Genomic DNA, 26908 nt, shown 5'->3' with positions numbered 1-26908 from the left:
CCACAAAAAAGCCCCAGGCCTTTCGACCTGGGGCTTTTTCATCTGTATCTGGTGCACCCGGCGGGATTCGAACCCACGACCCCTGCCTTCGGAGGGCAGTACTCTATCCAGCTGAGCTACGGATGCTTGTGCGGGCGACATCATACCCATGTCGACCTTGGGCGTCCATGCCGCTTTTCGGCCTGTTGCCAGTAGGATTAGGCGCTGCCGAAGCCCTGTACCGGGCATCTCGACGAATTGCGGTTGAACTCGCCCGAAACACGCTGATCAGAAAAATCGAGCAAATGCGCCGTTTTCGTTCTTTTTTTCGAACAGACTATTGCCCTGCACCCCCATTGATCCTAGGATTCGTTTGAGATTTCAAACGCTCCTGCCTGGGTGCTGAACCGCACATTTGTCCTTTCGTGCGCTATTTACGTGCTTGCGCCCAGTGAATGATTTCCCTGACGGCAGCCCTCAAGGCGCCTTTCAACAACTCTAATTCGCTCCGCGCGTGCGCGGTGCTGTTAAGGAAAGCCGACATGCAGCTCAAAGACACCCAGTTGTTCCGCCAGCAAGCCTTTATTGATGGCGCTTGGGTCGATGCGGACAACGGTCAAACGATCAAGGTCAACAACCCCGCTACCGGCGAAATCCTCGGTACCGTGCCAAAAATGGGCGCCGCCGAAACCCGTCGCGCCATTGAAGCAGCTGACAAGGCCCTGCCGGCCTGGCGTGCACTTACCGCCAAGGACCGCGCCAACAAGCTGCGCCGCTGGTTCGAGCTGATCATCGAGAACCAGGATGACCTGGCTCGCCTGATGACCCTGGAACAAGGCAAGCCGCTGGCCGAAGCCAAGGGCGAAATCGTCTATGCCGCCTCGTTCATCGAGTGGTTCGCCGAAGAAGCCAAGCGCGTCTACGGTGATGTGATTCCCGGCCACCAGCCGGACAAGCGCCTGATCGTGATCAAGCAACCAATCGGCGTTACCGCTGCCATCACCCCGTGGAACTTCCCGGCCGCGATGATCACCCGTAAAGCCGGCCCGGCCCTGGCTGCCGGTTGCACCATGGTGCTCAAGCCTGCATCGCAAACCCCGTTCTCCGCGTTCGCCCTGGCCGAGCTGGCCCAGCGTGCCGGCATTCCGAAAGGCGTGTTCAGCGTGGTCTCCGGCAGCGCCGGCGATATCGGCAGCGAGCTGACCAGCAACCCGATCGTGCGTAAGTTGTCCTTCACCGGCTCCACCGAAATCGGTCGCCAGCTGATGGCCGAATGCGCCAAGGACATCAAGAAGGTTTCCCTGGAACTGGGCGGTAACGCGCCGTTTATCGTGTTCGACGACGCAGACCTGGATAAGGCCGTCGAAGGCGCGATCATTTCCAAGTACCGCAACAACGGCCAGACCTGCGTCTGCGCCAACCGCCTGTACATCCAGGATTCGGTGTACGACGCGTTCGCCGAGAAACTGAAAGTGGCAGTGGCCAAGCTGAAGATCGGCAATGGTCTGGAAGAGGGCACCACCACCGGCCCGCTGATCGACGAGAAGGCCGTGGCCAAGGTTCAGGAGCACATCGCTGACGCCCTGAGCAAAGGCGCGACCCTGTTGGCTGGCGGCAAGGTGATGGAAGGCAACTTCTTCGAGCCGACCATCCTGGTCAACGTGCCGAAAGATGCTGCCGTGGCCAAGGAAGAAACCTTCGGCCCACTAGCGCCGCTGTTCCGCTTCAAAGACGAAGCCGAAGTGATCGCGATGTCCAACGACACCGAGTTCGGCCTGGCTTCCTACTTCTATGCCCGCGACCTGGGCCGTGTGTTCCGTGTGGCTGAAGCCCTGGAATACGGCATGGTCGGCGTCAACACCGGGTTGATCTCCAACGAAGTGGCGCCGTTCGGCGGCATCAAGGCTTCGGGCCTGGGCCGTGAAGGCTCCAAGTACGGGATCGAGGATTACCTGGAAATCAAATACCTCTGCCTGGGCATCTAAGCCCGGCAAGGCATTGTTGCAAACGCAAAGGGCACGAGAGCGCTGTCCCTTTGCGTGTTTCACCCGTTATTCGTAGTGGCCGGGAAAGCTGTGGCAGTCGATCATCGCATGCTGCCGTAGTTGCCTCCCCGCCACGTATTCCTTGGACCACGCCACCCGATGAGTGGCGAATGAGGACTTTATGAGCAAGACCAACGCATCCCTGATGAAACGCCGCGAAGCCGCTGTACCACGCGGTGTTGGCCAGATTCACCCGATCTTCGCCGAGTCGGCGAAGAACGCCACCGTGACCGACGTTGAAGGTCGCGAGTTCATCGACTTCGCCGGTGGTATCGCCGTGCTGAACACCGGCCACGTGCACCCGAAAATCATCGCCGCCGTGACCGAACAGCTGAACAAGCTGACTCACACCTGCTTCCAGGTACTGGCTTACGAACCGTACGTTGAGCTGTGCGAAAAAGTTAACGCCAAGGTCCCGGGTGATTTCGCCAAGAAAACCCTGCTGGTCACCACCGGTTCCGAAGCGGTAGAGAACGCCGTGAAGATCGCCCGTGCCGCCACTGGCCGTGCCGGCGTGATCGCGTTCACCGGCGCCTACCACGGTCGCACCATGATGACCCTGGGCCTCACCGGCAAAGTCGTGCCGTACTCGGCCGGCATGGGCCTGATGCCAGGCGGCGTGTTCCGCGCGCTGTTCCCGAACGAACTGCACGGTGTGAGCGATGACGACTCCATCGCCAGCATCGAACGCATCTTCAAGAACGATGCCGAGCCGCGTGATATCGCTGCCATCATCATCGAGCCGGTGCAGGGCGAAGGCGGTTTCTACGTCGCGCCTAAATCCTTCATGAAGCGCCTGCGCGAACTGTGCGACAAGCACGGCATCCTGCTGATCGCCGACGAAGTGCAAACCGGTGCTGGCCGTACCGGTACTTTCTTCGCCATGGAACAGATGGGCGTTGCCGCCGACCTGACCACCTTCGCCAAATCCATCGCAGGCGGCTTCCCGCTGGCCGGTGTATGCGGCAAGGCTGAATACATGGACGCCATTGCGCCAGGTGGCCTGGGCGGCACTTACGCTGGCAGCCCGATCGCTTGCGCCGCGGCCCTGGCCGTGATGGAAGTGTTCGAAGAAGAGCACCTGCTGGACCGCTGCAAGGCTGTGGGCGAGCGCCTGGTGACCGGTCTGAAAGCGATCCAGGCCAAGTACCCGGTGATCGGCGAAGTGCGTGCCCTGGGCGCGATGATTGCGGTCGAGCTGTTCGAAGATGGCGACAGCCACAAGCCGAACGCCGCTGCTGTCGCTTCCGTGGTGGCCAAGGCGCGTGACAAGGGCTTGATCCTGCTGTCCTGCGGCACCTACGGCAACGTGTTGCGCGTGCTGGTTCCGCTGACTTCGCCGGACGAGCAGTTGGACAAAGGCCTGGCGATCATCGAAGAGTGCTTCTCCGAGCTGTGATCAAAAGTTGACCTGATCGACAAAAAACCCGCTTAGGCGGGTTTTTTTGTGCCCGATGAACGGTATTCAGCCGTTGTTCATTGTACGCAGGCGGCTCCTTTGTCTAAGGTGCTGGTATTGCCGATGGAGCGTGCTGGATGACTGCTGTTGATTTACCGGCTGTACCCCGTGTGTTGATTGCCGAGGCCGACCCTTGGTCCCGAGATCTGCTCAAGCAGGTGTTGCTGAATGTGCGCTGTGACGCACGGCTGGATGTGTGTGCCGATGGCCAGCGGGCCACCGAGTTGCTGCGTGACAAACCCTATGACCTGATCATTGCCGATTGGGAGCTGCCCGGCGTCGATGGCCTGAGCCTGCTGCGCAGCGTGCGCCTGCAACGGCGTACGCCGCTGTTGCCGTTTATCCTGCTGAGTACCCGCAACGACAGCGCCAGTGTGCGCGAAGCCTTGCCCCTGGCACCGACCGCGTACCTGACCAAACCCCTGAACATGGAAAGCCTGACCCAGCGCCTGCAGGACTTGCTGCTGAACGAAGGTGAGACGGTGTATTGCGAAGTCCCGGCCCTGGCGCCGGGCATGACCTTGCCGGTGTTTCTGGAGCGCCGCCGGGAAGCCTCCGACGGCGCGCCGCTGCGGGTCGACGTGCAGGCTGCGGTGCAACATAGCCTGGAGCCGGAGGGCCTGGACCTCAAGCGTCTGGAAGAGCAGGTGCGCATGGACCCTCAGATTACTGCCGTGTTGATCGCCGCCGCCAACAGCGCCGGCCATCACGGTTCGCCGGTACAGACCCTGGGCATGGCCCTGCACAAGCTGGCGGCGGGGCAGAGCATGAACCTGATCCTGGGGCTCGCCCTCAAGCACAACGTGGTACTGAGCGACCCGAGCCTTGTGGATTACGCCGAGCGTCATTGGCAGCTGTCCCAGCGTACCGCCGACTACGCCCGCAGCCTGGCGCGCATGCTCGACCTGGATCACGAGCGCTGCTACAGCGCCGGGATCCTCCATCGCCTTGGCGACCTGGCCTTGCTGCGGTGCCTGCAAGACTGGCTGCTGGGCGGTGGCGAACTGGATGATGAAGCGATTGGCGAGTCCCTCTACACCTTCGGCGCGGCCTATGGTTCGGCACTGCGCACACGCTGGCGCCTGCCGCTGGAGTTGCGCCAGTTGATCGCGGCGATTTATTCGCTGGAGGGCGGGGTGTATTCCCGCGAAGCGCTGGTGATGAACCTGGCGGCGCAACTGGCGCGGCTGACCGAGCATGAAGGCGTCGAGGCATTGGCGAAAGGCAAGACGGCACGCTTGCTCAAGGTGGGTTTGCCGGAATTGACGCGTATGCGCAAAACCTAGCAGGCGATGCGTGCCAGTGTGGGAGCTGGCTTGCCTGCGATAGCATCATCCCGGTACAACCAACACGCCGAGGTGCCTGCATCGCGGGCAAGCCCGGCTCCCACAGGTCATCGTGTGGCGTCAGCCGGGGAGCACGCGGTTTTTGCCCTGGCGCTTGGCCTCGTACATGGCCGCGTCAGCGCGGGCAAACAGGCTGTCCACATTGGCGTCCTCGGCGGTCAGGCTGGCCAGGCCCTGGCTGACGGTGACCGCGAAGCTCTCACCGTCGTGGCTGAAACTCAGCTGCGCAATCTCGTGCCCCAGGCGTTCGGCCACCTGCATTGCCATCTCCGGGGCACAACCGGGCAGTATGGCGGCGAATTCTTCGCCGCCAATGCGCCCGAACAGGTCGCCACGGCGCAGAACTCCCCGACCGCTCTCGGCGATACGCTGCAACACCTGATCGCCTTCCAGGTGGCCGTAGGTGTCGTTCACCACCTTGAAGTCATCGATGTCCAGCAACAGGAACGCCAGGGGCGTGCCTTGCAGGCAGGCGCGTTCAAACTCGTGGTGGGCGCACTCGAAGAAATGCCGGCGGTTGCTGCTGCGGGTCAGCACATCGGTGGTGGCCAGGCGGTGCAGCTCGAGTTCCAGCTGCTTCTTTTCGGTGATGTCTTCGGCTATGCCTACCACGATCACCGGCTGGCCGGGCTCGGCCTGCTGGTTGATGTAACACTTGTCGCTGAGCCAGCGGATCTGCCCGTCGGCGGTGATGATGCGGTACTCGCGGTCTTCCACGGCGCCGCTGTGCAGCACCTGGGCCAGGCTGTGCTCGGCGTAGTCGAGGTCTTCGGGGTGGATGCTGTTGCGCCATTCCCGATAGTCGGTCAACAACATGCCCGCCGTACGTCCGAAAACCCGCTCATAGGCCGGGCTGACGTACAGCACGCGGCGAGTGTCCCACTCGATTGCCCAGAGCACGGCATTCACACTGACCAACAGCGAACTCATCAGTTGCTCGCGTTCACTCAGCCGTTCCACTTCGCCCTGGGCATGCATCAGGGCCAGCAACGTAGCGGCGGCTGCCGGTCGTGGGTGTTCGAGGACGGGGGTGTCGGTGAAGGTCTTTTCGTGGACCATCGGCACAACTCTCTCTGGGCAGGCCGCGGGGTTGGGCAGCGGTCACAACAAGGGCCGCCGGGATGGCGAAGTGTTGATTGAGAGGGGGAATTTGCTGCGAAGTTCCGTTATCAGCGCCGATTAGAGGCGACCAAGAAATGGCGCCAGAAACATGTAGGAGCGAGTTTGTTGGGGGGAGGGGCTTGCTGTGGGGAAGGAGCTGCTATGGGGAAGGAGCTTGTTGTGGCGAGGGAGCTTGCTCCCGCTGGGCTGCGTAGCGGCCCCAAAATCTTGGGAGCGCTGCGCACTCCAGCGGGAGCAAGCTCCCTCGCCACAGAAGCTCCCCTGCCACAAAAAATCGGCTCGCTACAGCCGTATCAGGCCGCGGCAGGCCGCAGCGAATAGGTCTTCAGCTGATGGGCAAAGTCCCGCAGGGATTGAATCCCGCTGGCCTCGGCCTCGTGCACCCATTCCTTGATCGCCGCCAGCATGTCGTGGCCGTTGGTGCTGGTTTTCAGCCAGATCTGTTGCAGCGCCAGGCGCTTCTCGTAGATCACTTTCAGGGCCTGGCTGTGCTCCAGCATGCTCTGGATGCGCACGTGGTGGCGGTCATCCAGCAGGCTGGTCTCCCGCGACAGCAGGCGCTTGGCGCGATGGAATTGATGGCGCACCGAGTGATCGACCTTTTCCAGTTCCTGCTTGACCAGCGGGCCAATCACCAACTTGCGGTACTGGGCCATGATCTGGAAGCGGTTGTTGAGGATCGCCATCGCGGTGTCCATGTCCAGGCTGCCCTTGCCTTCGACCCGGTGAGCGATCGGCGCGACCCGTTGCACCTTGGCCAGGCGCAGGAAGCTGAACACTTTGATCCAGGCCCAGCCCAGGTCGAACTCCCACTTCTTCACCGACAGCTTGGCGGAGTTGGGGTAGGTGTGGTGGTTGTTATGCAGCTCTTCGCCACCCACGATGATGCCCCAGGGAATCAGGTTGGTCGCCGCATCGCGGCATTCGAAGTTGCGGTAGCCGATGGCATGACCCAGGCCGTTGATTACGCCGGCAGCCCAGAACGGGATCCACATCATCTGGATGGCCCAGATGGTGATGCCGATGGTGCCGAACAGCAGCAGGTCGATCACGCCCATGATCGCCACGCCCAGCAGCGGGTACGGGGTGTAGAGCTTGCGCTCGATCCAGTCTTCCGGGCAGTTCTTGCCGTAGATGCGCAGGGTCTCGGGGTTCTCGGCTTCGGCGCGATACAGCTCGGCGCCTTTGCGCAGCACGGTGGACAGGCCCTTGATCACCGGGCTGTGGGGATCGTCGACGGTTTCGCACTTGGCGTGGTGTTTGCGGTGGATAGCGGTCCACTCGCGGGTGTTCTGCGCCGTGGTGAGCCACAACCAGAAGCGGAAGAAGTGTTTCAGGCCAGCATTGAGCTCCAGGGAGCGGTGGGCTGAATAGCGGTGCAGATAGACCGTGACCCCGACAATGGTCACGTGGGTCATCAACAGAGTGACTGCCACCAGTTGCCAGGCCGACAAGTCAAGAAAACCGTTGTACCACATAGGCTGTATGGCCCTCAGATAAAGAAAAAACCAGCTTGCGCATTATCACTAAGCCTACAGATAAAACCAGCCGCCCTTTCAGATAGGAGTGACTGGATGTTTCTTATTCTATAATCCGTAACCTTTGTAGGGCGAATCTGGTTTTTTAGTAAGGATTACTGAACATATGCTGTTTTCATACCGAGGTGCCCTGCGTGCCGGGCTGATGTACCTGCTGGTTTCGATTGTGTGGATTCAGCTCAGCCATCAGGTATTGATCAACTTTATCGATGAACCCGTGGAGCTGGGCCGCTGGCTTCAGATACGCGGTTACCTGTGGGTCAGCCTCAGTGCCCTGGCGATCTACCTGCTCTGCGCGCACTTTGCTCGGGCGAACCTGATCCAGCAGCCACTGAAGGAAAACCGCGAGCGCCTGCGCCAGGCCGCCGCCGTGTTCGATTGCACCCGCGAAGGGGTGCTGGTCACCGATGCCCTGGGGCTGATTGTTCACGTCAACCGGGCCTTTATCGAAATCACCGGCTACCAGTGCGAAGACGTGCTGGGGCACCAGCCGAGCCTGTTCAAGTCCGGGCGCCACTCGGCCAGTTTCTACCAGGCGATGTTCGAGACGCTGGAACGTGACGGTGAATGGAGCGGTGAAATCTGGAACCGCCGTAAAAGCGGCGAAATCTATCCACAGTGGCAGACCATCCGGGTGATCCGTGATGAGCAGGGCCATATCAGCCACTACGTCGCGGTGTTCTCCGATATCAGCGCCATCAAGCACTCCGAGAGCGAGTTGGCGCACCTGGCCCATCACGACCCGCTGACCGACCTGCCCAACCGCCTGCTGTTCACCGATCGTGCCGAACAGGCCCTGGCCTCCGCGCAGATCCATAAACGTGGCTGCGCCTTGCTGCTGCTCGACCTCGACCATTTCAAGATCATCAACGACAGCCTCGGCCATAACGTCGGCGACCAGTTGCTCAAGGCCGTCGGCGAGCGCCTGCAAGGCCTGTTCGGCCCCGGCGTGACCCTGGCGCGCCTGGGCGGTGACGAGTTCGCGGTGCTGGCGGAAAGTTGTCCACAGGTGGGCCAGGCCGCCGCCCTGGCGCAACGTATTCTCGACGCGATGAAAGAACCGGTCATCTTCGACGGCCATCAACTGTTTATCAGCGTGAGCATCGGCATCAGCCTGTTCCCCAGCGACGCGCTGAGCGCCGAGCAACTGCTGCGCAACGCCGACTCCGCGTTGTTCAAGGCCAAGAGCGCCGGCCGCGAAGGCTACGCCTTGTACACCGAAGAGCTTACCGCCCACGCCCAGCACCGCGTGGAAATGGCCGGTGAACTGCGCCGCGCGCTGGATCAGCAGGAGCTGCGGGTTTACTACCAGCCAGTGCACGACCTGCAAGACAGCCGAATGATCGGCGTCGAAGCCCTGGTGCGCTGGCAGCACCCGGAGCGCGGGCTGGTGCCGCCGGGGGAATTCATCCCGATTGCCGAGCGCACCGGGCTGATTGCCGACATCGACGCCTGGGTCATGGACCAGGCCTGTCGCCAGATGTGCCAATGGCTGGCAGACGGCGCACCGCTGACGTTTCTCGCGGTGAATGTGTCCAGCCGCCTGTTTGCCCGGCGGGAGCTGTATGAGCAAGTAGCCAAGGTGCTGCACGACACGGGGCTGGATCCGGCGCTTTTAGAGCTGGAAGTCACCGAAAGCGCGGTGATGGAGGACCCGGAAGTCGCCCTTGAGCAAATGCATCGCCTGCGTGAGCTCGGCTTACGCCTGGCTATCGACGACTTTGGCACCGGTTATTCATCGCTGCTGCGGCTCAAGCGCTTGCCGGTGCAGAAGCTCAAGATCGACCAGGGTTTTGTCGCCGGGTTGCCGTGGGATGAGGACGATGCGGCGATTGTGCGGGTAGTGATCGCGTTGGCGCAGAGCATGGGCATGCAGGTGCATGCCGAGGGCATCGAGCAGGTTGAGCAGGCGCGGTTTCTATTGGAACAGCGCTGTGACCTTGGCCAGGGGTACTGGTTTGGTCGGCCGATGCCGGCCAGTGAGCTGGATTGGGCGAGGGCGCCGACCATTCGTTAACCACCGCCTGTCCTGATTTCAAACAGGGCCAAAATGTGGGAGCGGGCTTGCTCGCGAAGGCGGTGGGTCAGTCAGCAAATCTGTCACTGACCCACCGCCTTCGCGAGCAAGCCCGCTCCCACATTTGGATCTCCACACGGCTTTATTTCACGGGTCGTCCCGCCAAACCCCTCGCAACCCCTCGTCCCATCAGAAAATTCTTTCTGGTTATATAAACATTCTTAAATAGTATTTTTAAGAATATCCGCGCTTATCTACTATCGCCCTCACGCCGCAAGCAGTGCCGCCACTGCGAGGCACTTCTCATTTCAGGAGCACGACCATGAGCGCATCTCTACGTAGCGTTGACGGCCAGGACGAAGCAGCCATTTTGCGCGAGATCCAGAGCGCCCTGCGCGATCTGCGGTTTGGCGCGGTGGAAATCACTGTGCACAACGCCCAGGTAGTACAAATCGAACGCAAAGAGAAATTCCGTTTGCAGAACCCGGGCAACAAACCGAGCTGAGCAACACCGGCGATTCGATTGCAAGACCCGCAACTATAAGAAAAAAGCCAACACCCAAGAATTTCAGGAGCCTTCTATGTCGTCGATTCGCCGTTATGCCCTGGCAGCACTGGCCAGTGCCGTGTTTGCCGGTTCCGCTGTTGCCAAGGATTACGAACTGCTCAACGTGTCTTACGACCCCACCCGCGAGCTCTACCAGGACTACAACGCTGAATTCACCAGCTTCTGGAAGCAGTCGCACCCGGGTGACAACGTCAAGATCCAGCAATCCCACGGTGGTTCGGGCAAGCAGGGCCGCGCGGTAATCGACGGCCTGCGCGCCGACGTCGTGACCCTGGCCCTGGCCGGCGACATCGACGAAATCGCAAAACTGGGCAAGACCCTGCCGGAAAACTGGCAAACCCGCCTGCCGGACGCCAGCACCCCGTACACCTCGACCATCGTGTTCCTGGTACGCAAGGGCAACCCTAAAGGCATCAAGGATTGGGGCGACCTGATCAAGAAAGACGTGTCGGTGATCACCCCGAACCCGAAAACCTCCGGCGGCGCCCGCTGGAACTTCCTCGCCGCCTGGGCCTACGGCCTGAAAGCCGGTGGCAGCGAAGCCAAGGCCCAGGAATACGTGAAAGAGCTGTTCAAGCACGTGCCGATCCTCGACACCGGCGCGCGCGGTTCGACCATCACCTTCGTCAACAACGGTCAGGGTGACGTGTTGCTGGCCTGGGAAAACGAAGCCTTCCTGGCCCTGAAGGAAGACGGCGGCGCCGACAAGTTCGACATCGTTGTACCTTCGCTGTCGATCCTCGCCGAGCCGCCAGTGGCCGTGGTCGACAAGAACGCCGAGAAAAAGGGCAATACCGAGATCGCCACCGAGTACCTCAAGCACCTGTACAGCCCGGCTGGACAGGAGATTGCGGCGAAGAACTTCTACCGCCCACGCGATGAGAAAGTCGCCGCCAAATACGCCCAGCAGTTCCCGAAACTGGACCTGGTGACTATCGACAAAGACTTCGGCGGCTGGAAAACTGCCCAACCGAAATTCTTCAATGACGGTGGCGTGTTCGACCAGATCTACTCGGCGCAGTAAGCAAAATCAAACTGTAGGAGCCAGCTTTCTGTGGGAGCCGGGCTTGCCCGCGATAGCATCACCTCGGTGTAACTGATACACCGAGGTGCCGGCATCGCAGGCAAGCCAGCTCCCACAGAAGCTCGCTCCTACAGTGGTATCTACCCGCTAACCAAGGACTCTTATGTCGCGTCGTATCTCCCCCGTCATACCCGGCTTCGGGCTGACGCTGGGCTACACCGTGGTGTACCTCAGCCTGATCGTACTCATCCCCCTTGCGGCGATGTTTGTACATGCCGCTCAACTCACCTGGGATCAGTTCTGGAACATCATCTCCGCACCGCGTGTGCTGGCGGCGTTGAAACTGAGCTTCGGCACTGCGTTGTATGCCGCGATCATCAACGGCGTGATCGGTACCCTGCTGGCATGGGTTCTGGTGCGCTACACCTTCCCCGGGCGCAAGATCATCGATGCGATGATCGACTTGCCGTTCGCCCTGCCCACCGCCGTCGCCGGTATTGCACTCACCGCGCTGTACACGCCCACTGGCCTGGTAGGCCAGTTCGCCGCCGACCTGGGCTTCAAGATCGCCTACACCCCCCTGGGCATCACCCTCGCGCTGACCTTCGTCACGCTGCCATTCGTGGTGCGTACCGTGCAGCCGGTGTTGGCCGATATCCCCCGGGAAATCGAAGAAGCCGCCGCCTGTCTCGGCGCCAAGCCCCTGCAAGTGTTCCGCTACATCCTGGTACCGGCGCTGCTGCCTGCCTGGTTGACCGGCTTCGCCTTGGCGTTTGCACGAGGTGTCGGTGAGTACGGTTCGGTGATCTTCATCGCCGGCAACATGCCGATGAAAACCGAGATCCTGCCGTTGCTGATCATGGTCAAGCTCGACCAATACGACTACCACGGCGCCACGTCCATCGGTGTGCTGATGCTGGTGGTTTCCTTTGTCCTGCTGCTGCTGATCAACTTGCTGCAGCGGCGCATCGAACACCCATAAGGAGGCGCGGAACATGTCCCAATCGTCTATTTCCGCCGCGTCCTCGGCCAACGCTGCCCGTCGTGGCAGTGCGGTGTCCCGACGCATCCTGATCAGCCTTGGCTGGCTGGTGTTCTTCCTGTTTTTGTTGCTGCCGCTGTTTATCGTGGTGTCCCAGGGCCTGAAGAATGGCCTGGGTGCGTTCTTCACCGCGATCCTTGAGCCGGACGCGCTGTCGGCATTGAAACTCACGGTGATCGCCGTGGTGATTTCGGTACCGCTCAACGTGGTGTTCGGCGTCAGCGCCGCCTGGTGCGTGAGCAAGTACTCGTTCCGTGGCAAAAGTATCCTGGTGACCCTGATCGACCTGCCGTTCTCGGTATCGCCGGTGATCGCCGGCCTGGTCTACGTGTTGATGTTCGGCGCCCAGGGCTTCTTTGGCCCGTGGCTGCAAGACCATGACATCCAGATCGTGTTCGCCTTGCCGGGCATCGTGCTGGCGACCATCTTTGTCACCGTGCCGTTCGTGGCCCGTGAGCTGATCCCGCTGATGCAGGAGCAGGGCACCCAGGAAGAAGAGGCCGCGCGCCTGCTGGGCGCCAACGGTTGGCAGATGTTCTGGCATGTCACCGTGCCGAACATCAAGTGGGGCCTGATCTACGGCGTGGTGCTGTGTACCGCGCGGGCCATGGGTGAGTTCGGTGCGGTGTCGGTGGTGTCCGGCCACATTCGCGGCGTGACCAACACCTTGCCGCTGCACGTCGAGATCCTCTACAACGAATACAACCACGTCGCCGCGTTTGCCGTCGCGAGCCTGTTGCTGATCCTGGCGCTCTTCATCCTGCTGCTCAAGCAGTGGAGCGAGAACCGTATCAACCGCCTGCGCAAAAGTGCTGGTGAGGAATAAGTCATGTCGATCGAAGTCCGTAATGTCAGCAAGAATTTCAACGCCTTCAAGGCCCTGAACAGCATCAATCTGGACATCCAGAGTGGCGAGCTGGTGGCGTTGCTGGGCCCGTCCGGCTGCGGCAAGACCACCCTGCTGCGGATCATCGCCGGTCTCGAAACCCCGGATGCCGGCAACATCGTGTTCCATGGTGAAGACGTCTCCGGCCACGACGTGCGTGATCGCAACGTCGGCTTTGTGTTCCAGCACTACGCGCTGTTCCGCCACATGACCGTGTTCGACAACGTCGCGTTCGGCCTGCGCATGAAACCGAAAAACCAGCGCCCCACCGAAAGCCAGATCGCCGTGAAAGTCCACGAGCTGCTGAACATGGTGCAGCTCGATTGGCTGTCGGATCGCTACCCGGAACAACTCTCCGGCGGCCAGCGCCAGCGTATCGCCCTGGCGCGCGCCCTGGCGGTAGAGCCGAAAGTGCTGCTGCTGGATGAACCCTTCGGCGCCCTCGATGCCAAGGTCCGTAAAGAACTGCGCCGGTGGCTGGCGCGCCTGCACGAAGACATCAACCTGACCTCGGTGTTCGTGACCCACGACCAGGAAGAAGCCATGGAAGTGGCGGACCGCATCGTGGTGATGAACAAGGGCGTGATCGAGCAGATTGGCTCACCGGGCGAAGTCTACGAAAACCCGGCCAGTGATTTTGTTTATCACTTCCTCGGGGACTCCAACCGCCTGCATTTGGGTGAAGACAAGCACGTGCTGTTCCGCCCGCATGAAGTGTCGCTGTCGCGCCATGAACTGGAAGACCACCACGCGGCTGAAGTGCGTGATATTCGCCCGCTTGGCGCGACCACCCGGGTGACCCTGAAGGTCGAAGGCCAGAGCGAGTTGATCGAGGCTGAAGTGGTGAAAGACCACGACAGCCTGACGGGTTTGGCGCGGGGCGAGACGTTGTTCTTCAAGCCCAAGGTCTGGCAAAAAGCCTAAAAGCGCCGCAAAACCCATGTGGGAGCGGGCTTGCTCGCGAATGCGGTGGTTCAGTCGGTACATCCGGTGACTGACACTCCGCTTTCGCGAGCAAGCCCGCTCCCACATTTGGATCTCCAGTGTTGCTCAGGCCGTGGCGTTCTTGTGCCGCACGGCCACGGGCCCTGAGCGCTCTTCAATCTGCCGCTTCAGGTCATGCCGCAGCCCCACCAGGAACGCCAACTCCGCCACCACGAACAACGGGCCCACGATCAACCCGGACACGTCATCGACAAACGCCGGCTTGCGCCCCTCGTAGTAATGCCCCACAAACTGGATCACCCAGCCCACCACGAACATGCCGATGCCGCTGCTCAGCCACACCAGCGTGCTTTGCGCCGCCAGCACATGCCCGGCCCACACCGACAGGCCCATCAGCACCGTCATCAGCACGCCGAGCGCCAGTTCCAGGCGCAGGTAGAACCATGCCGAAAGCAGCGCCACTACCACCGCGGGCGACAGCCACAGCCCGGCCACCGTCCATTCGGGGCGTGACAGCAGCACGGCCACGGCCACCACAATCAGCGGGATGCCGATAAAGTGGCTGGCGATATTGCGCGGGTCGCGGTGGTAGGCGGCGTATTGACTGAGATGGTCGACGAGGCTTTTCATTGTTGTTCCTCCTGTAGGATGTTTGATCATGCCCTGTAGGCCCACGACACACTGTCAACTGGCCGACAATCTTCGGAGTTCGCATGGATGTAGAGAAATGGCACCCACGGCTGGCCACCGGTCACTGGTACAGCCATCTGCCTGCTGATCTACAGAATAGCTTGCTGGCCAGCGCCCGGTTGCGGCAGCTGACGGCGGGGCAATACCTGTTCAAGCGCGGCGATCCGCCGTGTGGGTTGTATGCGGTGCTGGAAGGCTCCCTGCGTATCAGCGCGGTGAACGAGCAGGGCAAGGAGGCAGTGTTGAGCCTGGCGGAGTTGCCATACTGGTTCGGCGAAATCTCATTGTTCGACGGGTTGCCCCGCACCCACGATGCCTGCGCCGTCGGGCCGTGTACGTTGTTGCAGGTACCGCAGCCGGCGTTGCTGCACATCCTTGAACAGACTCCGCGTTACTGGCGCGACATGGCCCTGTTGATGAGCCAGAAACTGCGCCTGACCTTTATCAATATCGAGCAATTGAGCCTGATGCCGGCGTCGGTGCGGGTGGCGCACCGCCTGCTGATGATCGCCGAGGGCTATGGCGACATCGAGCAGGCCCGGCAGGTGCTGCAACTGCCCCAGGAAGACCTGGCCGCGATGTTGAGCCTGTCGCGCCAGACCACCAATGCGTTGCTCAAGGACCTGCAAGGCCAGGGCATCGTGCGCCTGGGCTATGGCGAGATCGAAATCCTCGACCCGCAACGTTTGCGCGAGGCGGCGCATGCCTGAGGGTGGTAGCCTGCGTTCACGATTATTCGAGGTGTGTTATGCGCGTCCTGCTAGTGGAACACGAGTCAGAGGCGGCCGAGGCGATGGGCCGCAGTCTTGAAGAGGCCAGCTACACGGTGGAGGTGGCGGCCAATGGCATGGCGGCCCTGCGCTTTGTGGAAAGCACCGAATACGACCTGGTGATCCTGGATGTGATGCTGCCGGGGCTGAATGCCTGGAAGCTGCAGCAGGCGATCCGGTTGAAGGGTGAGACGCCGATGTTGTTTTTGACCACGCCTGACGGGATTGAAGATCGGCTGCGTGGGCTGGAATTGCATGAGGATGATTATTTGCTCAAGCCGTTTGAAGCCCGGGCGTTGGTGGCGCGGGTGAAGAAGGTGTTGCGGCGGGATCGCGGGCGCTGACTGCCACTGGCTTTTGGGGTGTTTGATCGACCGCTTTCGCGAGCAAGCCCGCTCCCACATTTGGCCGAGTACATCCTTTGGAATGCGGTCAAATGTGGGAGCGGGCTTGCTCGCGAAGAGGCCCTCGCAGCCGCCGCAACTCCAGCTACCTCAACCCATCCCGAAACTGCCCCGGCGTGATCCCGGTCCAGCGCTTGAACGCCCGGTTGAAGCTGCTGGTATCGGCAAACCCCAGCAAATGACTGATCTCCGCCAGCGAACACTCGGGATCCCGCAGATGCAGCAGCGCGAGGTTCTCCCGGCATTCGTTCAGCAGCGCATCAAACCGGCAGCCCTCATCCGCCAGATGCCGCTGCAAGCTGCGCAAGCTCAGATGCAACGCCTGGGCGATGCGCTCGGCGCTCGGCTCACCGTCAGGCAACTGCGCCTCAATGGCCGAACGCACCTTGCGTTCCCAGGTCAGCGGCCGCAGTTGCGCCAGGGTGCGCTTGAGCACGGTTTCATTGTGCTCGGCCAACTCGGGGTTGGCATCGTCCAGGTGGCTGTCAAAGTCCCGGGCCGCAAATTCCAGACGGTCTTCCTCGGCGGCAAAAAACACCGGCGCGCGAAATACCGTGTGCCACGGCTTGGGATCAGCCGGCTCGGGCCGCCGCAGGTACACCGCCAGCGGCGCGTACTCCCGGCCCAGGCGATTGCGGCAGGTGCGCACGTAAATCGCGGCGAACGCATCAATCGCCTCAAACGCGGGTGCGGGTGTACCGGCGGGCTGTTGCAGGCGAAAGCGGTAACGTTCGCCCTCCCGGCTAAGCTCCAGGCTCAGTGCGTCGCTGACCACCTGGTGATAGCGCACGATCCGCTCGAACACTTCCCGCAGGCTGCCGCTGGCCACCAGCGCATATCCCAGCGCGTGAAAGGTGGTGGGGCTGACAAACCGCGACACCCGCAAGCCAATCGCCGGGTCGCCGCTGGCCTGTACCGCCAGTTCCCACAGGCGCGTGGTGGCCGATAGCGGGTAGCGCGCGTTCGGATCTTCCATCAACTGCGGGTCGAGCCCGGCCTGGGCGCACAGCGCGGCGCTGTCGAGGCCCAGGGCGTCGAGCTGCTTGCGCAGGGCGCGGGTCCAGCTGGCGAGAGAGGTCGGTTCGGTCATGTTGATTGGCGCTTGCGGTCAACAGGTTGGCGTGTGGGGCTAGCGTCCCGCCAGATCGCATAGGGCAGGATGTACGCATCAATAAGACAGAGGATGGAAGCATGGACGGTACTTCTGCAAGTCCCCGGCAGATGAACGCACAACAGCGTTCAGCGCATATCCGTGAAGTGGTGCTGGCCGAGGGGCTGTTATTGCGCCAGCGCCACCCCTGGCTGCTGCATCAGGATGCGTTGGGCGCGGGCATCCTGGCCTTTGCCCTGGTGGGCATGCTGGGTTCGGCGGCGCTGTATATCACCGGGCACATGGCGTGGTGGGTGTGCCTGCTGCTCAACGCGTTTCTTGCGTCACTGACCCACGAACTGGAACACGACCTGATCCACAGCATGTACTTTCGCAAGCAGCGCCTGCCCCACAACCTGATGATGGGCCTGGTGTGGCTGGCGCGGCCCAGCACAATCAACCCTTGGGTACGGCGCCATATCCACCTCAATCACCACAAGGTTTCCGGCAGCGAAACCGACATCGAAGAGCGCGCAATCACCAACGGTGAACCGTGGGGCCTGGCACGTTTGCTGATGGTCGGCGACAACATCATGTCGGCACTGATCCGGGTGCTGCGCGCACCATCCTGGAAGCACAAGCTGGGCATTCTCAAGCGCACGGCGCTGGTCTACGCACCGCTGGCGCTGCTGCATTGGGGCGCGTGGTATGTGTTCCTCGGCTTTCATGCCGCCAATGGCATCGCCAGCCTGCTGGGCGTGCCGATCGACTGGTCGGCCAACACGCTGGCGGTGATGCACATCATCGACATCGCCGCCGTGGTGATCATCGGCCCCAACGTGCTGCGTACCTTCTGCCTGCACTTTGTCAGCTCCAACATGCACTACTACGGCGACATCGAGCCGGGCAACGTGATCCAGCAAACCCAGGTGCTCAACCCGTGGTGGCTGTGGCCGTTGCAAGCGTTCTGCTTCAACTTCGGCAGCACCCACGGGATTCATCATTTTGTGGTCAAGGAGCCGTTCTACATCCGCCAGATGACGGTGAAAACGGCGCACAAGGTGATGGCTGAGATGGGCGTGCGCTTCAACGATTTCGGCACGTTTGCCCGGGCCAATCGGTTTGCGCGCCAGGAGGGACGGCTGAGCGAACTCAACCCGGTGGAAAGGACAGCGATCTGAGCAAGCGTCCCGGTCACCCTGGGGTGACCGGGTGCGATTTACTGAATGGCCTGGTAGAAGTTCACCTGTGCTTCATCCAGGTACGCGAGGATTTTCGCCGGCAGGCGCTCGGTGGGTTTCGCCGGGCCGAAGGCTTTGTAGAGCGTTTCGAAATGCGCGTGCAGGTCCGCGACGCTTTCCCACTGTTCGTTGAGAAAGAACCGGTTGGGGTTCTCTTCATCCTTATGCCATTGATAGACCACGGCCTTGTCGTGCTGGTGGGTGAGCTTTTGTGAAACGGCCGCTACATCACGATAGAACTCGGCCTGTTTGCCTTCTTTGATGGTGCCGCTGAAAACCAGGTAGAGCATGTTGGAATCCTCGGTTTGGGGAGATTGCAGAACATCTGCATCGCCAAACTAGCCTCAGTGAGCAGGCCCTTGTAGCCAGCCTGCCGCGAATTCAGAATTCGTAAAAGGCCTCGGAATCGAACGGCCGTCTTTGTCCGGTCAGGCCCATGCGTTGCAACACCAGCGCTACCACCGCAGCGGTAACCCGATGGAACGACAAGTCTGTCACCCCTAGTCGAACGACGCGTGGACCGCTCGCGAGATTTGTTCTGCCTGCAGTTTGGTGAGTCACCGTCATGATTTTTTCCCTATGCTAAAAATCGCCCTGGAACTCGGCGATCATGAACTCGACGAAAGCCCGAGCCTTGGATGAGATCAACCGCGCGCTGGGGTAGATCGCCCAGATATCCCGGGTTTGCTCCAGGACACAGGACGGCATGATTTCCACCAATGCGCCGCTTTCCAGTGAGGGCCTGACGTTCCACTGTGAAGCAGAGACGATGCCGAGCCCACCCTCCGCGGCAAGCCGTGCGCTTTCGCCGCAATTGACTCTGAGCGAACCACTGATTGCCGTGACTTTGTGTGACTGGGCACCCACGAAACGCCAATGGTCCTCGTCGCCCAGCAGGATGCAGGAATGATTGACCAGCTCCGCAGGTGAAGTCGGTTCGCCATGCGCCTGGAGGTAGGCGGGTGCCGCACACAGGATGCGTCTGTCGCAGCCGAGCTTGCGCGCCACCAGGGATGAGTCCTTCAGGGCGGCGATGCGGATTGCCACATCAATCCCGATCTCGGTCAGGTCCTGCATTTGATCGGACAGTATCAGGTCGATCTTCAGCTTCGGGTTGGCGTGCAGGAACCGGGTAATGGCCGGCATCAGGCACATCCGCGCGAAGGACCCGGGGGCGGATACTCTTAACACCCGCTTGGCCACGTCCTTGCCTTTCACCGCGACCAGATAGGCCTCGTCCACGGCTGCCAGCACCCGGATTGCATGGGGCAGAAACAGCGCACCGTCTTCGGTCAGGCTGACCTGGCGAGTGGTGCGATGCAGCAGGCGCATGCCTAGGTATTCTTCAAGCTTCGCCAGTTTGTGGCTGGCCACCGAGGGCGCGAGTCCCAGCTCCCTGCCGGCTGCGGTGATATTGCCCAGCTCTGTTGATCGCATGAACAGGTTCAACGCATCAATATTCATGCTTCGGCGCCGCTAGTGTGTGGGCGCCGGTGCGGCATCGATCTTCACGCGCAGCAGGCTGTAGGGTTTCTGGCGCAAGTCTTTGCCTGCGTGAAAGATACTTTGGCGGTGCAGCTGATTGGCGATGAAGTACAGGTAGCCATCAGGACCGATTGACAGTGTGTCGGGCCAAAGCACACGCGGATCATGGACGATGGTCTGCCATTGCCCGTTCGCCAGCCGTTTGCGCACGCTGTTGTTTTCGTAGTCGCCGGCATACACGGCCCCCGAGGCGTCGGCTTCAAGCCCGTCCGAGGCGCCTTTTTCCCCGAGGTCTTTGACCGCCATTTCGAGCCGTGCTTCGCTGACTGTCTCGTCACGCAGCAGTGCCGTGGGGATGGCGTACAGGTGCCTACTCGACAGCGGGCAGAAATACAAGGTCTGCCCATCAGCCGACAGGGCGATGCCGTCCGAAGCCACGGCAAAAGGCTGGGTGCCGCCTTTGGCATCCCGCACTTTCAGGACCTGGCCTTCGACCGTGGGTACGAAGTTCGGGTCGACCGAGGTCGAGGGTGCACCACTGAGCCGGCGTATGGCCGTGCCACTGGCGATGTCCATGACGATGATCGCGCCCGGGCCGGTAAGTGAAGAGTCGGTGATATAGATCACGCCTTGGTCACCCACGCGAAAATCAAAGCGCATGTCGTTGACGTAGGTGCCGGGCAGCATGACGTTTTTCGGGAATACGAGGGTCTTGACCACCTTGTTGGTGGCGAGCTCAACTGCGACGAGCTTGGCACCACCTGGCTGTGGAGGCGAGAAGCCAGGCGCCGCGGTGTCCAGTATCCAGAGGCGTCCGCGCCCGTCGGCCACCACGCTTTGTACGCTGATAAACCCTTTGGTCGGGTCTTTGGGGTTGGCCTGATTTATCGCCTGGTCAGGGTAGGGTACGACTTTGCCGTCGCGCAATTCTGCGACGGTAAACGGCACCTCGTCGCCCCAGCGAGGAAAGTTGACAAAGATGCGTCCGGTCTCGGTAACGCTCACGCCGGTGGGCATGGCATCGTGGAAGGCGTGCACCTGCTCGATGGCGCCAACGCTCTGATCGGCGGGCAGGTTCGCCGGCATGGAAGCCTGGGCGGCGGTGCCGGTGAGGGCCGCTGCCAAGGCAAGGGCAGTCCAACTGATTGGGTATTTCAAGTACATGGCAGGGCTCCAGGTTTTTCTGTTCTGGAGCCAATGGTGTCGGTTCCCGGCAGGCGAAAAAACCCGCTGATTGCCGATAACAGTTTCATTGAAATCAAGAGAATGGGCTGCCGCGCGCAAGCCTGGTTTTTTAATTGCGGGCGAGCAAGCTTGCTTCAGCAGAGGGGGTATCCACGGTGATCAGGGTTTCGATCATCGCCTTCGCCGCCGGCGACAAGCGAAACCCGGTACGGCTGATGATCCCGCAGCGGTTGTTCAAACTGTCGAGGCTGTGAGGCACGTTGCGCCAGTGCAACACCGTCAGTGCGCCACGGGCAAAGTCTTCGGCAAACGCATCCTCGGCACCCAGGCCAATCGCGTTGGACTGGTGCACGATGGCTGCCAGCGCCGCAAACTGCTCCAGTTCGATAGCGGGAGAAAAGTCGACACGCCCGCTCAGGTTGGCCAGTAGCTTGCGTACCCCGGGAGCGATCAGCGGTGTGGCCAGCGGGTAGTCAAACAAGTCGTTGGTCGAGAGGCTGTCCTTGGCCAGTAACGGGTGCCCGGCGCGGCAGAAAAATACATTGCGCCGGGGTGTCAGGGCCTGGGTCTGGAAATTCGGATCGGCCTCGAAGTGGCGCACATCGGCGATGAAGAATTCGATCTCTTCGCGACTCAAACTGCGTCCGAGTTTTTCCCAGTTATCCACATGCAAACCGCTGCGTACTCGTGGATGAGCGCCGACAAACCGTGCGATCGCTCCAGGCACCAGGTTCACCGCCGCCACGGCATCGCAGCCAAAGCGCAATTCGCCGGCGTCGAGCTTGGTCATGCGGGTGACTTCGTGGCTCAGCCGCGCCGCCCCCTGAACGAGCGACAAGGCATGTTGCAACACCACCTGGCCCTCGGGAGTGGGGCGCAGGTCTTTGTGGGCGCGGTCCACCAGCACACAGCCAAACTCCTGTTCCAGGCTTTGGATGCTGCGGCTGAACGCCGGCTGGGTAATGCCCATGGCGTCGGCGGCGCGCACAAAACTGCGGTACTCATTCAGAGCAATGAAGTAGCGCAGTTGGCGAAGGTCCATGGAGTTTTCCGGCGTCCTGAAGGAAACCGCGATTCTAATCGCCTCGCTTATTCCGCAAAAGAATGTTCATTGTTTTATCTAGATTCAAATTGCATATCCATAGAGCCTGTGCGGTAGGTGCCCGGGCTGAACACCCGGGTGAGTATCAGCATCGCCACCACCGTCAGCGTCAGCACCATCCAGGCGCTGACGAAACTGCCAGTCAATTCCCGCAGCCAGCCGGTCAGCCACGGTGATACGGCGTTGATCAAAAAACCCACGCCCTGGACGAACGCCGCCAGTTGGCCGGCCTCCCGAGGGTCGCGGCGGTGATCCAGGGTCAGCAACAGGCTCAGGGCGAAACATGCTCCCAGGCCGAAACCGATCAACGCCACCCACACGTGGGGGAATTCCAGCGGCGCCGTCAGCAGGCCGATATAGCCCACGGTCTGGGCCAGCAGGCTGATGCTCAGTAACGGTCGACGATCAATGCCACGTTGCGCCAGTGCGGGCATCAGCAGCGCGGCGATTACCTGGAAGATCGTCATGAACGCCAGCAGCGAACCACTGGGCAGTACGCCCCAACCCAACTGCTGGTAGTAGGCCGGCAGCCACGCGACCATGCTCATGTAGCCGCAATTCACCAGGCCGAAATACAGCGCCAGCAACCACGCCCGACGGTTGCGCAGTCCCCGGAACGGCGCCGTCACCTGTGGGTTTTTCGCCGCACCCAATGGCAGCCACGCCCACAACAATAGTGCGCCCAGGGCCGGTAGCAGCCAGATCCCGAGCCCTGCCTGCCACTGCTGGAAATGCCCCGCCACCAACGGGCTGAGCAGGGCGGCCAAGCCACCGCCGCCCATCAGCGAAGCCGAGTAAACCCCCATCGCCAACGGCACGCGCTGGTGAAACTGGCGCTTGATCATCGCCGGCACCAGCGCCTGGATCAGCGCCACACCCGCACCGCCGAACAATGCCGTGGCCAGCAGCGCCGGCGCCTGGCCAAACAGCCAGCGCGCGAGGCACGCCAGCAGAATCATCATCAAGCCCAGGGCGATTCCGCGACGCTCCCCCAGCTTCGCCTCCAGGCGCACACCTACCAGCGCCACCAGGCCCATGCAGATCACCGGCAGGCTGGTGAGCAGGGCGCTGCTCTGGAAACTCAGGCCGGTGGCCAGGCGGATTTCCCCCAGCAACGGGCTGATGGAACTGAGGATCGGTCGCAGGTTTAGGCCCAGTACTACCAACAAACCCCAACCGGCGAGCTTGCCGGCCAACGAATTATTCAGCGTCATGCAGGGCCTGCCACTCGCGGTAAAGGGCTTGCATCGCTGCCTGCGGCAGGTGCTGCACGGGCAATTTTTGCTCCGCCAGCGGCAGCGCCAGTTGCTGGTAGATCGCTGCTGTGGACAAACCAAAGGGCGCCGCCACGTCGTTGCTGGCAGCGAACACCACACGGGATATGCCGCACAGGTGCATCGCACTCAGGCACATCGGGCAGGGCTGGCCGCTGGCGTAGATCACACAACCGTCGAGGCGCGGGCCGAGTTGTTGGCTGGCGGCACGGATGGCGAGCATCTCGGCGTGGGCGGTGGGGTCCTGGCTCAGGTGGATTTCGTTGACGGCCTCCACCAGCACCTCGCCGTCGCGCACCAGCACGGCACCAAACGGGCGGCCACCAGCGGCTACGTTGGCCTTGGCCAGTTGCACGGCGTGATGCAGATGCTGTTGATCGTCAGTCATGGAAAACCCCTCGTGCGCAATGAGGCGTGAAGTATGGGCAGCCGCAGGGGTATTCTGAAATTAAATATAAACATGCCAATCAGTGGCAAATGGAATGGTGAGCCCATGTTCGATCCTGTGTTGTTGCGCAGCTTTGTTGCCGTCGTCGATTGCGGCAATTTCACCCGCGCGGCCGAGCGGCTGCACTTGACCCAGTCCACGGTCAGCCAACAGATCCGCCGCCTGGAAGATGCACTGGGCAGCCAGGTGCTCGACCGGGATCAGCGCCGCGTGGTAGCCACGGTGGAGGGTGAACGCTTGCTGGCGTATGCGCGGCGCATCCTGGCGCTGCACGAAGAGGCGGCCGACGTGCTGATCAATCAGCAGAGCGATGGCGTGTTGCGCCTGGCGGTGCCCGAGGATTTTGCGGCCGAGCGCCTGATGCCGCTGCTGTCGGCGTTTGTGCAGGCTTATCCCCGGGTGCGCCTGGAGGTCACCAGCGGCTTGGGGCCGGAATTGTTGCGGGATTATCGCGGCGGTGAATTCGACGTGCTGCTGGTCAAGCAAATGGGTGACAGCGATGACTGCCTGGTGTCCTGGCCGGAGCCGTTGTGTTGGGTCGACAGCCGCAGTTCGCCGTCCCTGGGACGTGATCCGCTGCCGCTGGTGGCGTTTCCCGCTGGCGGCCTGTACCGCAATGAAATGCTGCATCACCTGGAGGTAGGCGGCTGGCGCTGGCGCATCGGTTATTCCAGCGCCAGCTTGGCCAGCGTGTGTTCGGCGGTGGCGGCGGGGCTGGGGATCAGCCTGTTGCCAATGCGGGTGGTGCAGCCCGGGCACGTGATGTTGGGCGCGGACAGCGGTTTGCCTGCGGTGCAGGGCGTGCGGCTGGCGCTGTATGGCCGTAACGGCCTTGGTGCGGCAGGGCAGGCGTTGCTACGCCAATTGCAGGATTTGTGTGCCGGTAATCCACGCTGAGCCATGCCTTCAGTGAATATTTTGTATGCCTCAAAAGCATTGAGATTTTCCCCCTCGGCGCCAGGCCGCGCAGGACGTGGCTTCGGCGTATCCGGATGTTTCGGTTATTCAATTTAGATCTATCTATAACTTTAAAGATTACTTTAAGAGATAAGCGTCTGCCCCCGATGATTCAGCCCTCGACGGCCGCCAAGGCAGGCCCGTCGGTTTTTTTGCTTAAGACCGCAGGGGAGTTAATCAATGGGCAATGTCCAGACCGCCGCCAGTGCACAAGAGGCGCAGTGGCGCCACGCACCGGGTGGTGAGTTGGTCGACCTTGGCCGGCCGCATCGCGCGCCGTTGGGGCAGTTGCGTACGCAGAAAACCCCGAAGGGTGTGTTGAGTCGGCGTGAAGCGATCCTGTTGGGGATTCTCGCGCTGGCCTTGCATGGCGCGGTGATCTATTGGGTCAGCCAGAAGCCAACCCCGGTGCTGCCGATTGTGCCGCCGGAAATCCCGCCGATGACGATCGAATTTTCCCAGCCGGCTCCGCCGGTTGTGGAGCCGCCGCCTGTACCGCCACCGCCGCCGCCACCGGTTGTCGAGCCACCGCCGCCGGTGGTTGATGAATTGGCCGCCAAGCCGGCGCCGAAAAAGATTCCGAAACCCAAGCCGGTGCCAAAGCCTGTGCCCAAGCCCGCACCGAAACCGGTAGCCGAGCAGCCGCCCGCGCCGCCTGTACCCGCGCCACCGGCTCCAGCACCGCCGGCACCGCCTGCGCCCGCGCCGGTGACACCGGCCTCGGCCAACGCCGCGTACCTGAAGAACCCGGCGCCGGAATACCCGTCACTGGCCCAGCGCCGGGGTTGGGAAGGCACGGTGCTGTTGCGGGTGCATGTATTGGCCACCGGCAAGCCGGGTGAGATCCAGATTCAGAAAAGCAGTGGTCGCCAGCAACTCGACGAAGCCGCACTGGCTGCCGTGAAGCGCTGGAGTTTTGTACCGGCCAAGCAGGGTGATGTGGCCCAGGACGGCTGGGTCAGCGTACCGATCGATTTCAAGATTCATTAATTATTGGATGCGGTGTGTTGGACACATCGCGACCTGCACAGAGGGAAAACATCATGGCATTAGCATCTCCAACTGAATCCATCGAAAGCGCGGTGATCTGGCTGCTGGTGGTCTTTTCGGTCGCTACCTGGGGCCTGGCCCTGCTCAAGGGCGTCCAGTTCGGCCGCCTCAAGTCCCAGGATCGCAAGTTCCACAAACAGTTCTGGGCGGCATCCAGCCTGGACTCGGCCGCTGAGTTGGCCGAAACCAAACCCGGCGCCGCCGCTCGTGTGGCCCAGGCCGGTTACGCCGCGATCCAGGTGGGTGAGGCGCCACACGCTGCTGACCTGAGCCAGGCGATCAACCATCAGGACCGTCTTGAACGCGCTTTGCGCCAACAGATCGTGCGTGAGCGTCGCTCCCTGGAAACCGGCCTGGCCGTGGTTGCGAGTATCGGCAGCACCTCGCCGTTTATCGGCCTGTTCGGCACTGTGTGGGGGATCATGGAAGCCCTGAAAGGCATCAGCGCCGCCGGTTCCGCCAGCCTCGAAACCGTGGCCGGGCCGATCGGTGCGGCACTGGTTGCCACGGGTGTGGGTATTGCCGTCGCGGTGCCGGCGGTGCTGGTTTACAACTACTTCCTGCGTCGCCTGAAGCTCACGGCTGCTGACCTGGACGACTTCGCCCACGACTTCTACAGCCTGGCGCAGAAGAACTCGTTCCGCGTGCTGCTGCACCCGACGCTGAGCAAGGCCGGTGCCCAGGGTGGCGCGCAAAAAGTGAAGGAGGCGTCCTGAGATGGCCTTCTCCACGCAAGACAGTGATGAGGTGCTGAGCGAGATCAACGTTACGCCGCTGGTGGACGTGATGCTGGTGCTGCTGGTGGTGTTTATCGTCACGGCGCCGTTGTTGACCAATGCGATTCCGATCAACTTGCCCAAGACCGAGGCCGTGGCCCCGGTGGAGCAGAAGGACCCGCTGGTGGTGAGCATTGATGCGGCCGGGAAACTGTTTATCAACAAGGATGAAATCCAGCCGGATTTGCTGGAGTTCAACTTGCAGTCGGCCAAGGCCAAGGACCCGGAGGTGCGGGTGCAACTGCAGGCTGATGATGGAGTGAACTACGGCGAAGTGGCGCGAGCCATGGCGTCTATCGAGCGGGCGGGGATTACCAAGCTGTCGGTGATTACTGCACGTTAGTTTCAAATGCCTCGACAATTTTTTTGGCCGTCTCCTTGGCAGGGTGCGGCCTTTTTTTTGCTTTGGGGGGAGTACATATCCGTTATTTAGGTAACGGCTACTTATGGTTCCGCTCTTACAGC

26 protein-coding genes and 1 tRNA gene are annotated in these 26908 nt (G+C 61.6%); 16 read left to right on the top strand and 11 right to left on the bottom strand.

The window, feature by feature from the left end; genetic code table 11:
* Nucleotides 1-49: 49 nt before the first annotated feature.
* Nucleotides 50-126: transfer RNA gene (locus tag HX814_RS26800), tRNA-Arg, on the bottom strand.
* A 395-nt stretch (nucleotides 127-521) separates the two neighbouring features.
* On the opposite strand from HX814_RS26800, the gene gabD reads away from it, so the two are divergent.
* From gabD to HX814_RS26785, 3 genes are all read left to right on the top strand, one after another.
* The gene (gene gabD, locus HX814_RS26795) at nucleotides 522-1964 is read left to right on the top strand and encodes an NADP-dependent succinate-semialdehyde dehydrogenase (RefSeq protein WP_003218155.1); all 1443 of its coding nucleotides are present in this window, start codon (nucleotides 522-524) and stop codon (nucleotides 1962-1964) included.
* Between the two features lie 181 nt (nucleotides 1965-2145).
* Nucleotides 2146-3423, top strand: coding sequence for a 4-aminobutyrate--2-oxoglutarate transaminase (gene gabT / locus HX814_RS26790; RefSeq protein WP_003218153.1), 1278 nt, complete (start codon nucleotides 2146-2148; stop codon nucleotides 3421-3423).
* A gap of 137 nt (nucleotides 3424-3560) precedes the next feature.
* A complete protein-coding gene (locus HX814_RS26785) occupies nucleotides 3561-4769 on the top strand; it encodes an HDOD domain-containing protein (protein WP_003218151.1) in 1209 nt (402 codons plus the stop codon).
* 120 nt (nucleotides 4770-4889) lie between these two features.
* Here HX814_RS26785 and HX814_RS26780 read toward each other — a convergent pair whose 3' ends face one another.
* Together HX814_RS26780 and desA are read right to left on the bottom strand one after the other, a co-directional pair.
* Complete coding sequence (locus HX814_RS26780; protein ID WP_177009317.1) at nucleotides 4890-5888, bottom strand: sensor domain-containing diguanylate cyclase; 999 nt, start codon at nucleotides 5886-5888, stop codon at nucleotides 4890-4892.
* Nucleotides 5889-6244: 356 nt separating this feature from the next.
* Nucleotides 6245-7429, bottom strand: a complete 1185-nt coding sequence (gene desA / locus HX814_RS26775) for a delta-9 fatty acid desaturase DesA (protein WP_087693634.1) — start codon at nucleotides 7427-7429, stop codon at nucleotides 6245-6247.
* Nucleotides 7430-7595: 166 nt separating this feature from the next.
* Here desA and dibA point away from each other — a divergent pair, with 166 nt between their 5' ends.
* The 6 genes from dibA (at nucleotide 7596) to HX814_RS26745 (ending at nucleotide 13950) form a co-directional block, all read left to right on the top strand.
* Nucleotides 7596-9506 carry a phosphodiesterase DibA gene (gene dibA / locus HX814_RS26770; protein ID WP_008433689.1) on the top strand — a complete coding sequence of 637 codons (1911 nt, stop codon included), beginning with the start codon at nucleotides 7596-7598 and terminating at the stop codon, nucleotides 9504-9506.
* A 322-nt stretch (nucleotides 9507-9828) separates the two neighbouring features.
* The gene (oscA, locus tag HX814_RS26765) at nucleotides 9829-10011 is read left to right on the top strand and encodes a sulfur starvation response protein OscA (protein WP_003170956.1); all 183 of its coding nucleotides are present in this window, start codon (nucleotides 9829-9831) and stop codon (nucleotides 10009-10011) included.
* A 76-nt stretch (nucleotides 10012-10087) separates the two neighbouring features.
* Complete coding sequence (locus HX814_RS26760) at nucleotides 10088-11098, top strand: sulfate ABC transporter substrate-binding protein (RefSeq protein ID WP_003218143.1); 1011 nt, start codon at nucleotides 10088-10090, stop codon at nucleotides 11096-11098.
* Between the two features lie 163 nt (nucleotides 11099-11261).
* Entirely contained in the window at nucleotides 11262-12080 is an 819-nt protein-coding gene (cysT, locus tag HX814_RS26755) for a sulfate ABC transporter permease subunit CysT (protein WP_003218141.1), read from the top strand.
* A gap of 13 nt (nucleotides 12081-12093) precedes the next feature.
* Nucleotides 12094-12966, top strand: coding sequence for a sulfate ABC transporter permease subunit CysW (gene cysW, locus HX814_RS26750; RefSeq protein WP_003218139.1), 873 nt, complete (start codon nucleotides 12094-12096; stop codon nucleotides 12964-12966).
* A gap of 3 nt (nucleotides 12967-12969) precedes the next feature.
* The gene (locus HX814_RS26745) at nucleotides 12970-13950 is read left to right on the top strand and encodes a sulfate/molybdate ABC transporter ATP-binding protein (RefSeq protein WP_003218138.1); all 981 of its coding nucleotides are present in this window, start codon (nucleotides 12970-12972) and stop codon (nucleotides 13948-13950) included.
* 126 nt (nucleotides 13951-14076) lie between these two features.
* On the opposite strand, the gene HX814_RS26740 is transcribed toward HX814_RS26745, so the two are convergent.
* Nucleotides 14077-14601: a DUF962 domain-containing protein gene (locus HX814_RS26740; protein ID WP_003218136.1), complete on the bottom strand. Its 525-nt coding sequence runs from the start codon at nucleotides 14599-14601 to the stop codon at nucleotides 14077-14079.
* 83 nt (nucleotides 14602-14684) lie between these two features.
* Between HX814_RS26740 and HX814_RS26735 the strand changes: the two genes are divergently transcribed.
* Both HX814_RS26735 and HX814_RS26730 read left to right on the top strand, forming a co-directional pair.
* The gene (locus tag HX814_RS26735) at nucleotides 14685-15371 is read left to right on the top strand and encodes a Crp/Fnr family transcriptional regulator (RefSeq protein WP_003218134.1); all 687 of its coding nucleotides are present in this window, start codon (nucleotides 14685-14687) and stop codon (nucleotides 15369-15371) included.
* 38 nt (nucleotides 15372-15409) lie between these two features.
* A complete protein-coding gene (locus HX814_RS26730; RefSeq protein ID WP_003218132.1) occupies nucleotides 15410-15775 on the top strand; it encodes a response regulator in 366 nt (121 codons plus the stop codon).
* Nucleotides 15776-15920: 145 nt separating this feature from the next.
* On the opposite strand, the gene HX814_RS26725 is transcribed toward HX814_RS26730, so the two are convergent.
* Nucleotides 15921-16925, bottom strand: a complete 1005-nt coding sequence (locus HX814_RS26725; protein WP_087693638.1) for an AraC family transcriptional regulator — start codon at nucleotides 16923-16925, stop codon at nucleotides 15921-15923.
* A 101-nt stretch (nucleotides 16926-17026) separates the two neighbouring features.
* Between HX814_RS26725 and HX814_RS26720 the strand changes: the two genes are divergently transcribed.
* Entirely contained in the window at nucleotides 17027-18106 is a 1080-nt protein-coding gene (locus tag HX814_RS26720) for a fatty acid desaturase (RefSeq protein ID WP_177009316.1), read from the top strand.
* Nucleotides 18107-18144: 38 nt separating this feature from the next.
* Here HX814_RS26720 and HX814_RS26715 read toward each other — a convergent pair whose 3' ends face one another.
* The 6 genes from HX814_RS26715 to HX814_RS26690 form a co-directional block, all read right to left on the bottom strand.
* The gene (locus HX814_RS26715; RefSeq protein WP_003218128.1) at nucleotides 18145-18456 is read right to left on the bottom strand and encodes a putative quinol monooxygenase; all 312 of its coding nucleotides are present in this window, start codon (nucleotides 18454-18456) and stop codon (nucleotides 18145-18147) included.
* A 292-nt stretch (nucleotides 18457-18748) separates the two neighbouring features.
* Nucleotides 18749-19630 (bottom strand): LysR family transcriptional regulator, encoded by an 882-nt coding sequence (locus HX814_RS26710; protein ID WP_177009315.1) that lies wholly within the window; start codon nucleotides 19628-19630, stop codon nucleotides 18749-18751.
* Between the two features lie 12 nt (nucleotides 19631-19642).
* Nucleotides 19643-20815, bottom strand: coding sequence for an L-dopachrome tautomerase-related protein (locus HX814_RS26705; RefSeq protein WP_177009314.1), 1173 nt, complete (start codon nucleotides 20813-20815; stop codon nucleotides 19643-19645).
* A gap of 130 nt (nucleotides 20816-20945) precedes the next feature.
* On the bottom strand, nucleotides 20946-21878 hold the full coding sequence (locus tag HX814_RS26700; RefSeq protein WP_003218124.1) for a LysR family transcriptional regulator: 933 nt from the start codon (nucleotides 21876-21878) through the stop codon (nucleotides 20946-20948).
* 74 nt (nucleotides 21879-21952) lie between these two features.
* Nucleotides 21953-23152, bottom strand: a complete 1200-nt coding sequence (locus tag HX814_RS26695; RefSeq protein WP_177009313.1) for a CynX/NimT family MFS transporter — start codon at nucleotides 23150-23152, stop codon at nucleotides 21953-21955.
* Nucleotides 23139-23600: a nucleoside deaminase gene (locus tag HX814_RS26690; protein WP_134325533.1), complete on the bottom strand. Its 462-nt coding sequence runs from the start codon at nucleotides 23598-23600 to the stop codon at nucleotides 23139-23141. The genes HX814_RS26695 and HX814_RS26690 overlap by 14 nt, the downstream gene beginning before the upstream one ends.
* A 105-nt stretch (nucleotides 23601-23705) precedes the next feature.
* Here HX814_RS26690 and HX814_RS26685 point away from each other — a divergent pair, with 105 nt between their 5' ends.
* From HX814_RS26685 to HX814_RS26670, 4 genes are all read left to right on the top strand, one after another.
* Nucleotides 23706-24557 (top strand): LysR family transcriptional regulator, encoded by an 852-nt coding sequence (locus tag HX814_RS26685; RefSeq protein WP_177009312.1) that lies wholly within the window; start codon nucleotides 23706-23708, stop codon nucleotides 24555-24557.
* A gap of 240 nt (nucleotides 24558-24797) precedes the next feature.
* Nucleotides 24798-25607, top strand: coding sequence for an energy transducer TonB (locus HX814_RS26680; protein ID WP_177009311.1), 810 nt, complete (start codon nucleotides 24798-24800; stop codon nucleotides 25605-25607).
* Between the two features lie 50 nt (nucleotides 25608-25657).
* Nucleotides 25658-26383, top strand: a complete 726-nt coding sequence (locus tag HX814_RS26675) for a MotA/TolQ/ExbB proton channel family protein (RefSeq protein WP_085984637.1) — start codon at nucleotides 25658-25660, stop codon at nucleotides 26381-26383.
* Between the two features lies 1 nt (nucleotide 26384).
* Complete coding sequence (locus HX814_RS26670; RefSeq protein WP_017478080.1) at nucleotides 26385-26786, top strand: biopolymer transporter ExbD; 402 nt, start codon at nucleotides 26385-26387, stop codon at nucleotides 26784-26786.
* The last annotated feature ends 122 nt before the right edge of the window (nucleotides 26787-26908 follow it).

It is taken from the genome of Pseudomonas sp. C8002, assembly GCF_013385765.1.
Lineage (GTDB): Bacteria > Pseudomonadota > Gammaproteobacteria > Pseudomonadales > Pseudomonadaceae > Aquipseudomonas.
The sequence above is the reverse complement of the archived record's forward strand: the minus strand, read 5'-3'. Positions and strand labels throughout refer to the sequence as shown.

What these genes read in the sequence shown, in the direction of transcription:
- gabD (WP_003218155.1), top strand. Translation starts at nt 522, where the DNA reads ATGCAGCTCAAAGACACCCAGTTGTTCCGCCAGCAAGCCTTTATTGAT.
- gabT (WP_003218153.1), top strand. Translation starts at nt 2,146, where the DNA reads ATGAGCAAGACCAACGCATCCCTGATGAAACGCCGCGAAGCCGCTGTA.
- HX814_RS26785 (WP_003218151.1), top strand. Translation starts at nt 3,561, where the DNA reads ATGACTGCTGTTGATTTACCGGCTGTACCCCGTGTGTTGATTGCCGAG.
- HX814_RS26780 (WP_177009317.1), bottom strand. Translation starts at nt 5,888, where the DNA reads ATGGTCCACGAAAAGACCTTCACCGACACCCCCGTCCTCGAACACCCA.
- desA (WP_087693634.1), bottom strand. Translation starts at nt 7,429, where the DNA reads ATGTGGTACAACGGTTTTCTTGACTTGTCGGCCTGGCAACTGGTGGCA.
- dibA (WP_008433689.1), top strand. Translation starts at nt 7,596, where the DNA reads ATGCTGTTTTCATACCGAGGTGCCCTGCGTGCCGGGCTGATGTACCTG.
- oscA (WP_003170956.1), top strand. Translation starts at nt 9,829, where the DNA reads ATGAGCGCATCTCTACGTAGCGTTGACGGCCAGGACGAAGCAGCCATT.
- HX814_RS26760 (WP_003218143.1), top strand. Translation starts at nt 10,088, where the DNA reads ATGTCGTCGATTCGCCGTTATGCCCTGGCAGCACTGGCCAGTGCCGTG.
- cysT (WP_003218141.1), top strand. Translation starts at nt 11,262, where the DNA reads ATGTCGCGTCGTATCTCCCCCGTCATACCCGGCTTCGGGCTGACGCTG.
- cysW (WP_003218139.1), top strand. Translation starts at nt 12,094, where the DNA reads ATGTCCCAATCGTCTATTTCCGCCGCGTCCTCGGCCAACGCTGCCCGT.
- HX814_RS26745 (WP_003218138.1), top strand. Translation starts at nt 12,970, where the DNA reads ATGTCGATCGAAGTCCGTAATGTCAGCAAGAATTTCAACGCCTTCAAG.
- HX814_RS26740 (WP_003218136.1), bottom strand. Translation starts at nt 14,601, where the DNA reads ATGAAAAGCCTCGTCGACCATCTCAGTCAATACGCCGCCTACCACCGC.
- HX814_RS26735 (WP_003218134.1), top strand. Translation starts at nt 14,685, where the DNA reads ATGGATGTAGAGAAATGGCACCCACGGCTGGCCACCGGTCACTGGTAC.
- HX814_RS26730 (WP_003218132.1), top strand. Translation starts at nt 15,410, where the DNA reads ATGCGCGTCCTGCTAGTGGAACACGAGTCAGAGGCGGCCGAGGCGATG.
- HX814_RS26725 (WP_087693638.1), bottom strand. Translation starts at nt 16,925, where the DNA reads ATGACCGAACCGACCTCTCTCGCCAGCTGGACCCGCGCCCTGCGCAAG.
- HX814_RS26720 (WP_177009316.1), top strand. Translation starts at nt 17,027, where the DNA reads ATGGACGGTACTTCTGCAAGTCCCCGGCAGATGAACGCACAACAGCGT.
- HX814_RS26715 (WP_003218128.1), bottom strand. Translation starts at nt 18,456, where the DNA reads ATGCTCTACCTGGTTTTCAGCGGCACCATCAAAGAAGGCAAACAGGCC.
- HX814_RS26710 (WP_177009315.1), bottom strand. Translation starts at nt 19,630, where the DNA reads ATGAATATTGATGCGTTGAACCTGTTCATGCGATCAACAGAGCTGGGC.
- HX814_RS26705 (WP_177009314.1), bottom strand. Translation starts at nt 20,815, where the DNA reads ATGTACTTGAAATACCCAATCAGTTGGACTGCCCTTGCCTTGGCAGCG.
- HX814_RS26700 (WP_003218124.1), bottom strand. Translation starts at nt 21,878, where the DNA reads ATGGACCTTCGCCAACTGCGCTACTTCATTGCTCTGAATGAGTACCGC.
- HX814_RS26695 (WP_177009313.1), bottom strand. Translation starts at nt 23,152, where the DNA reads ATGACGCTGAATAATTCGTTGGCCGGCAAGCTCGCCGGTTGGGGTTTG.
- HX814_RS26690 (WP_134325533.1), bottom strand. Translation starts at nt 23,600, where the DNA reads ATGACTGACGATCAACAGCATCTGCATCACGCCGTGCAACTGGCCAAG.
- HX814_RS26685 (WP_177009312.1), top strand. Translation starts at nt 23,706, where the DNA reads ATGTTCGATCCTGTGTTGTTGCGCAGCTTTGTTGCCGTCGTCGATTGC.
- HX814_RS26680 (WP_177009311.1), top strand. Translation starts at nt 24,798, where the DNA reads ATGGGCAATGTCCAGACCGCCGCCAGTGCACAAGAGGCGCAGTGGCGC.
- HX814_RS26670 (WP_017478080.1), top strand. Translation starts at nt 26,385, where the DNA reads ATGGCCTTCTCCACGCAAGACAGTGATGAGGTGCTGAGCGAGATCAAC.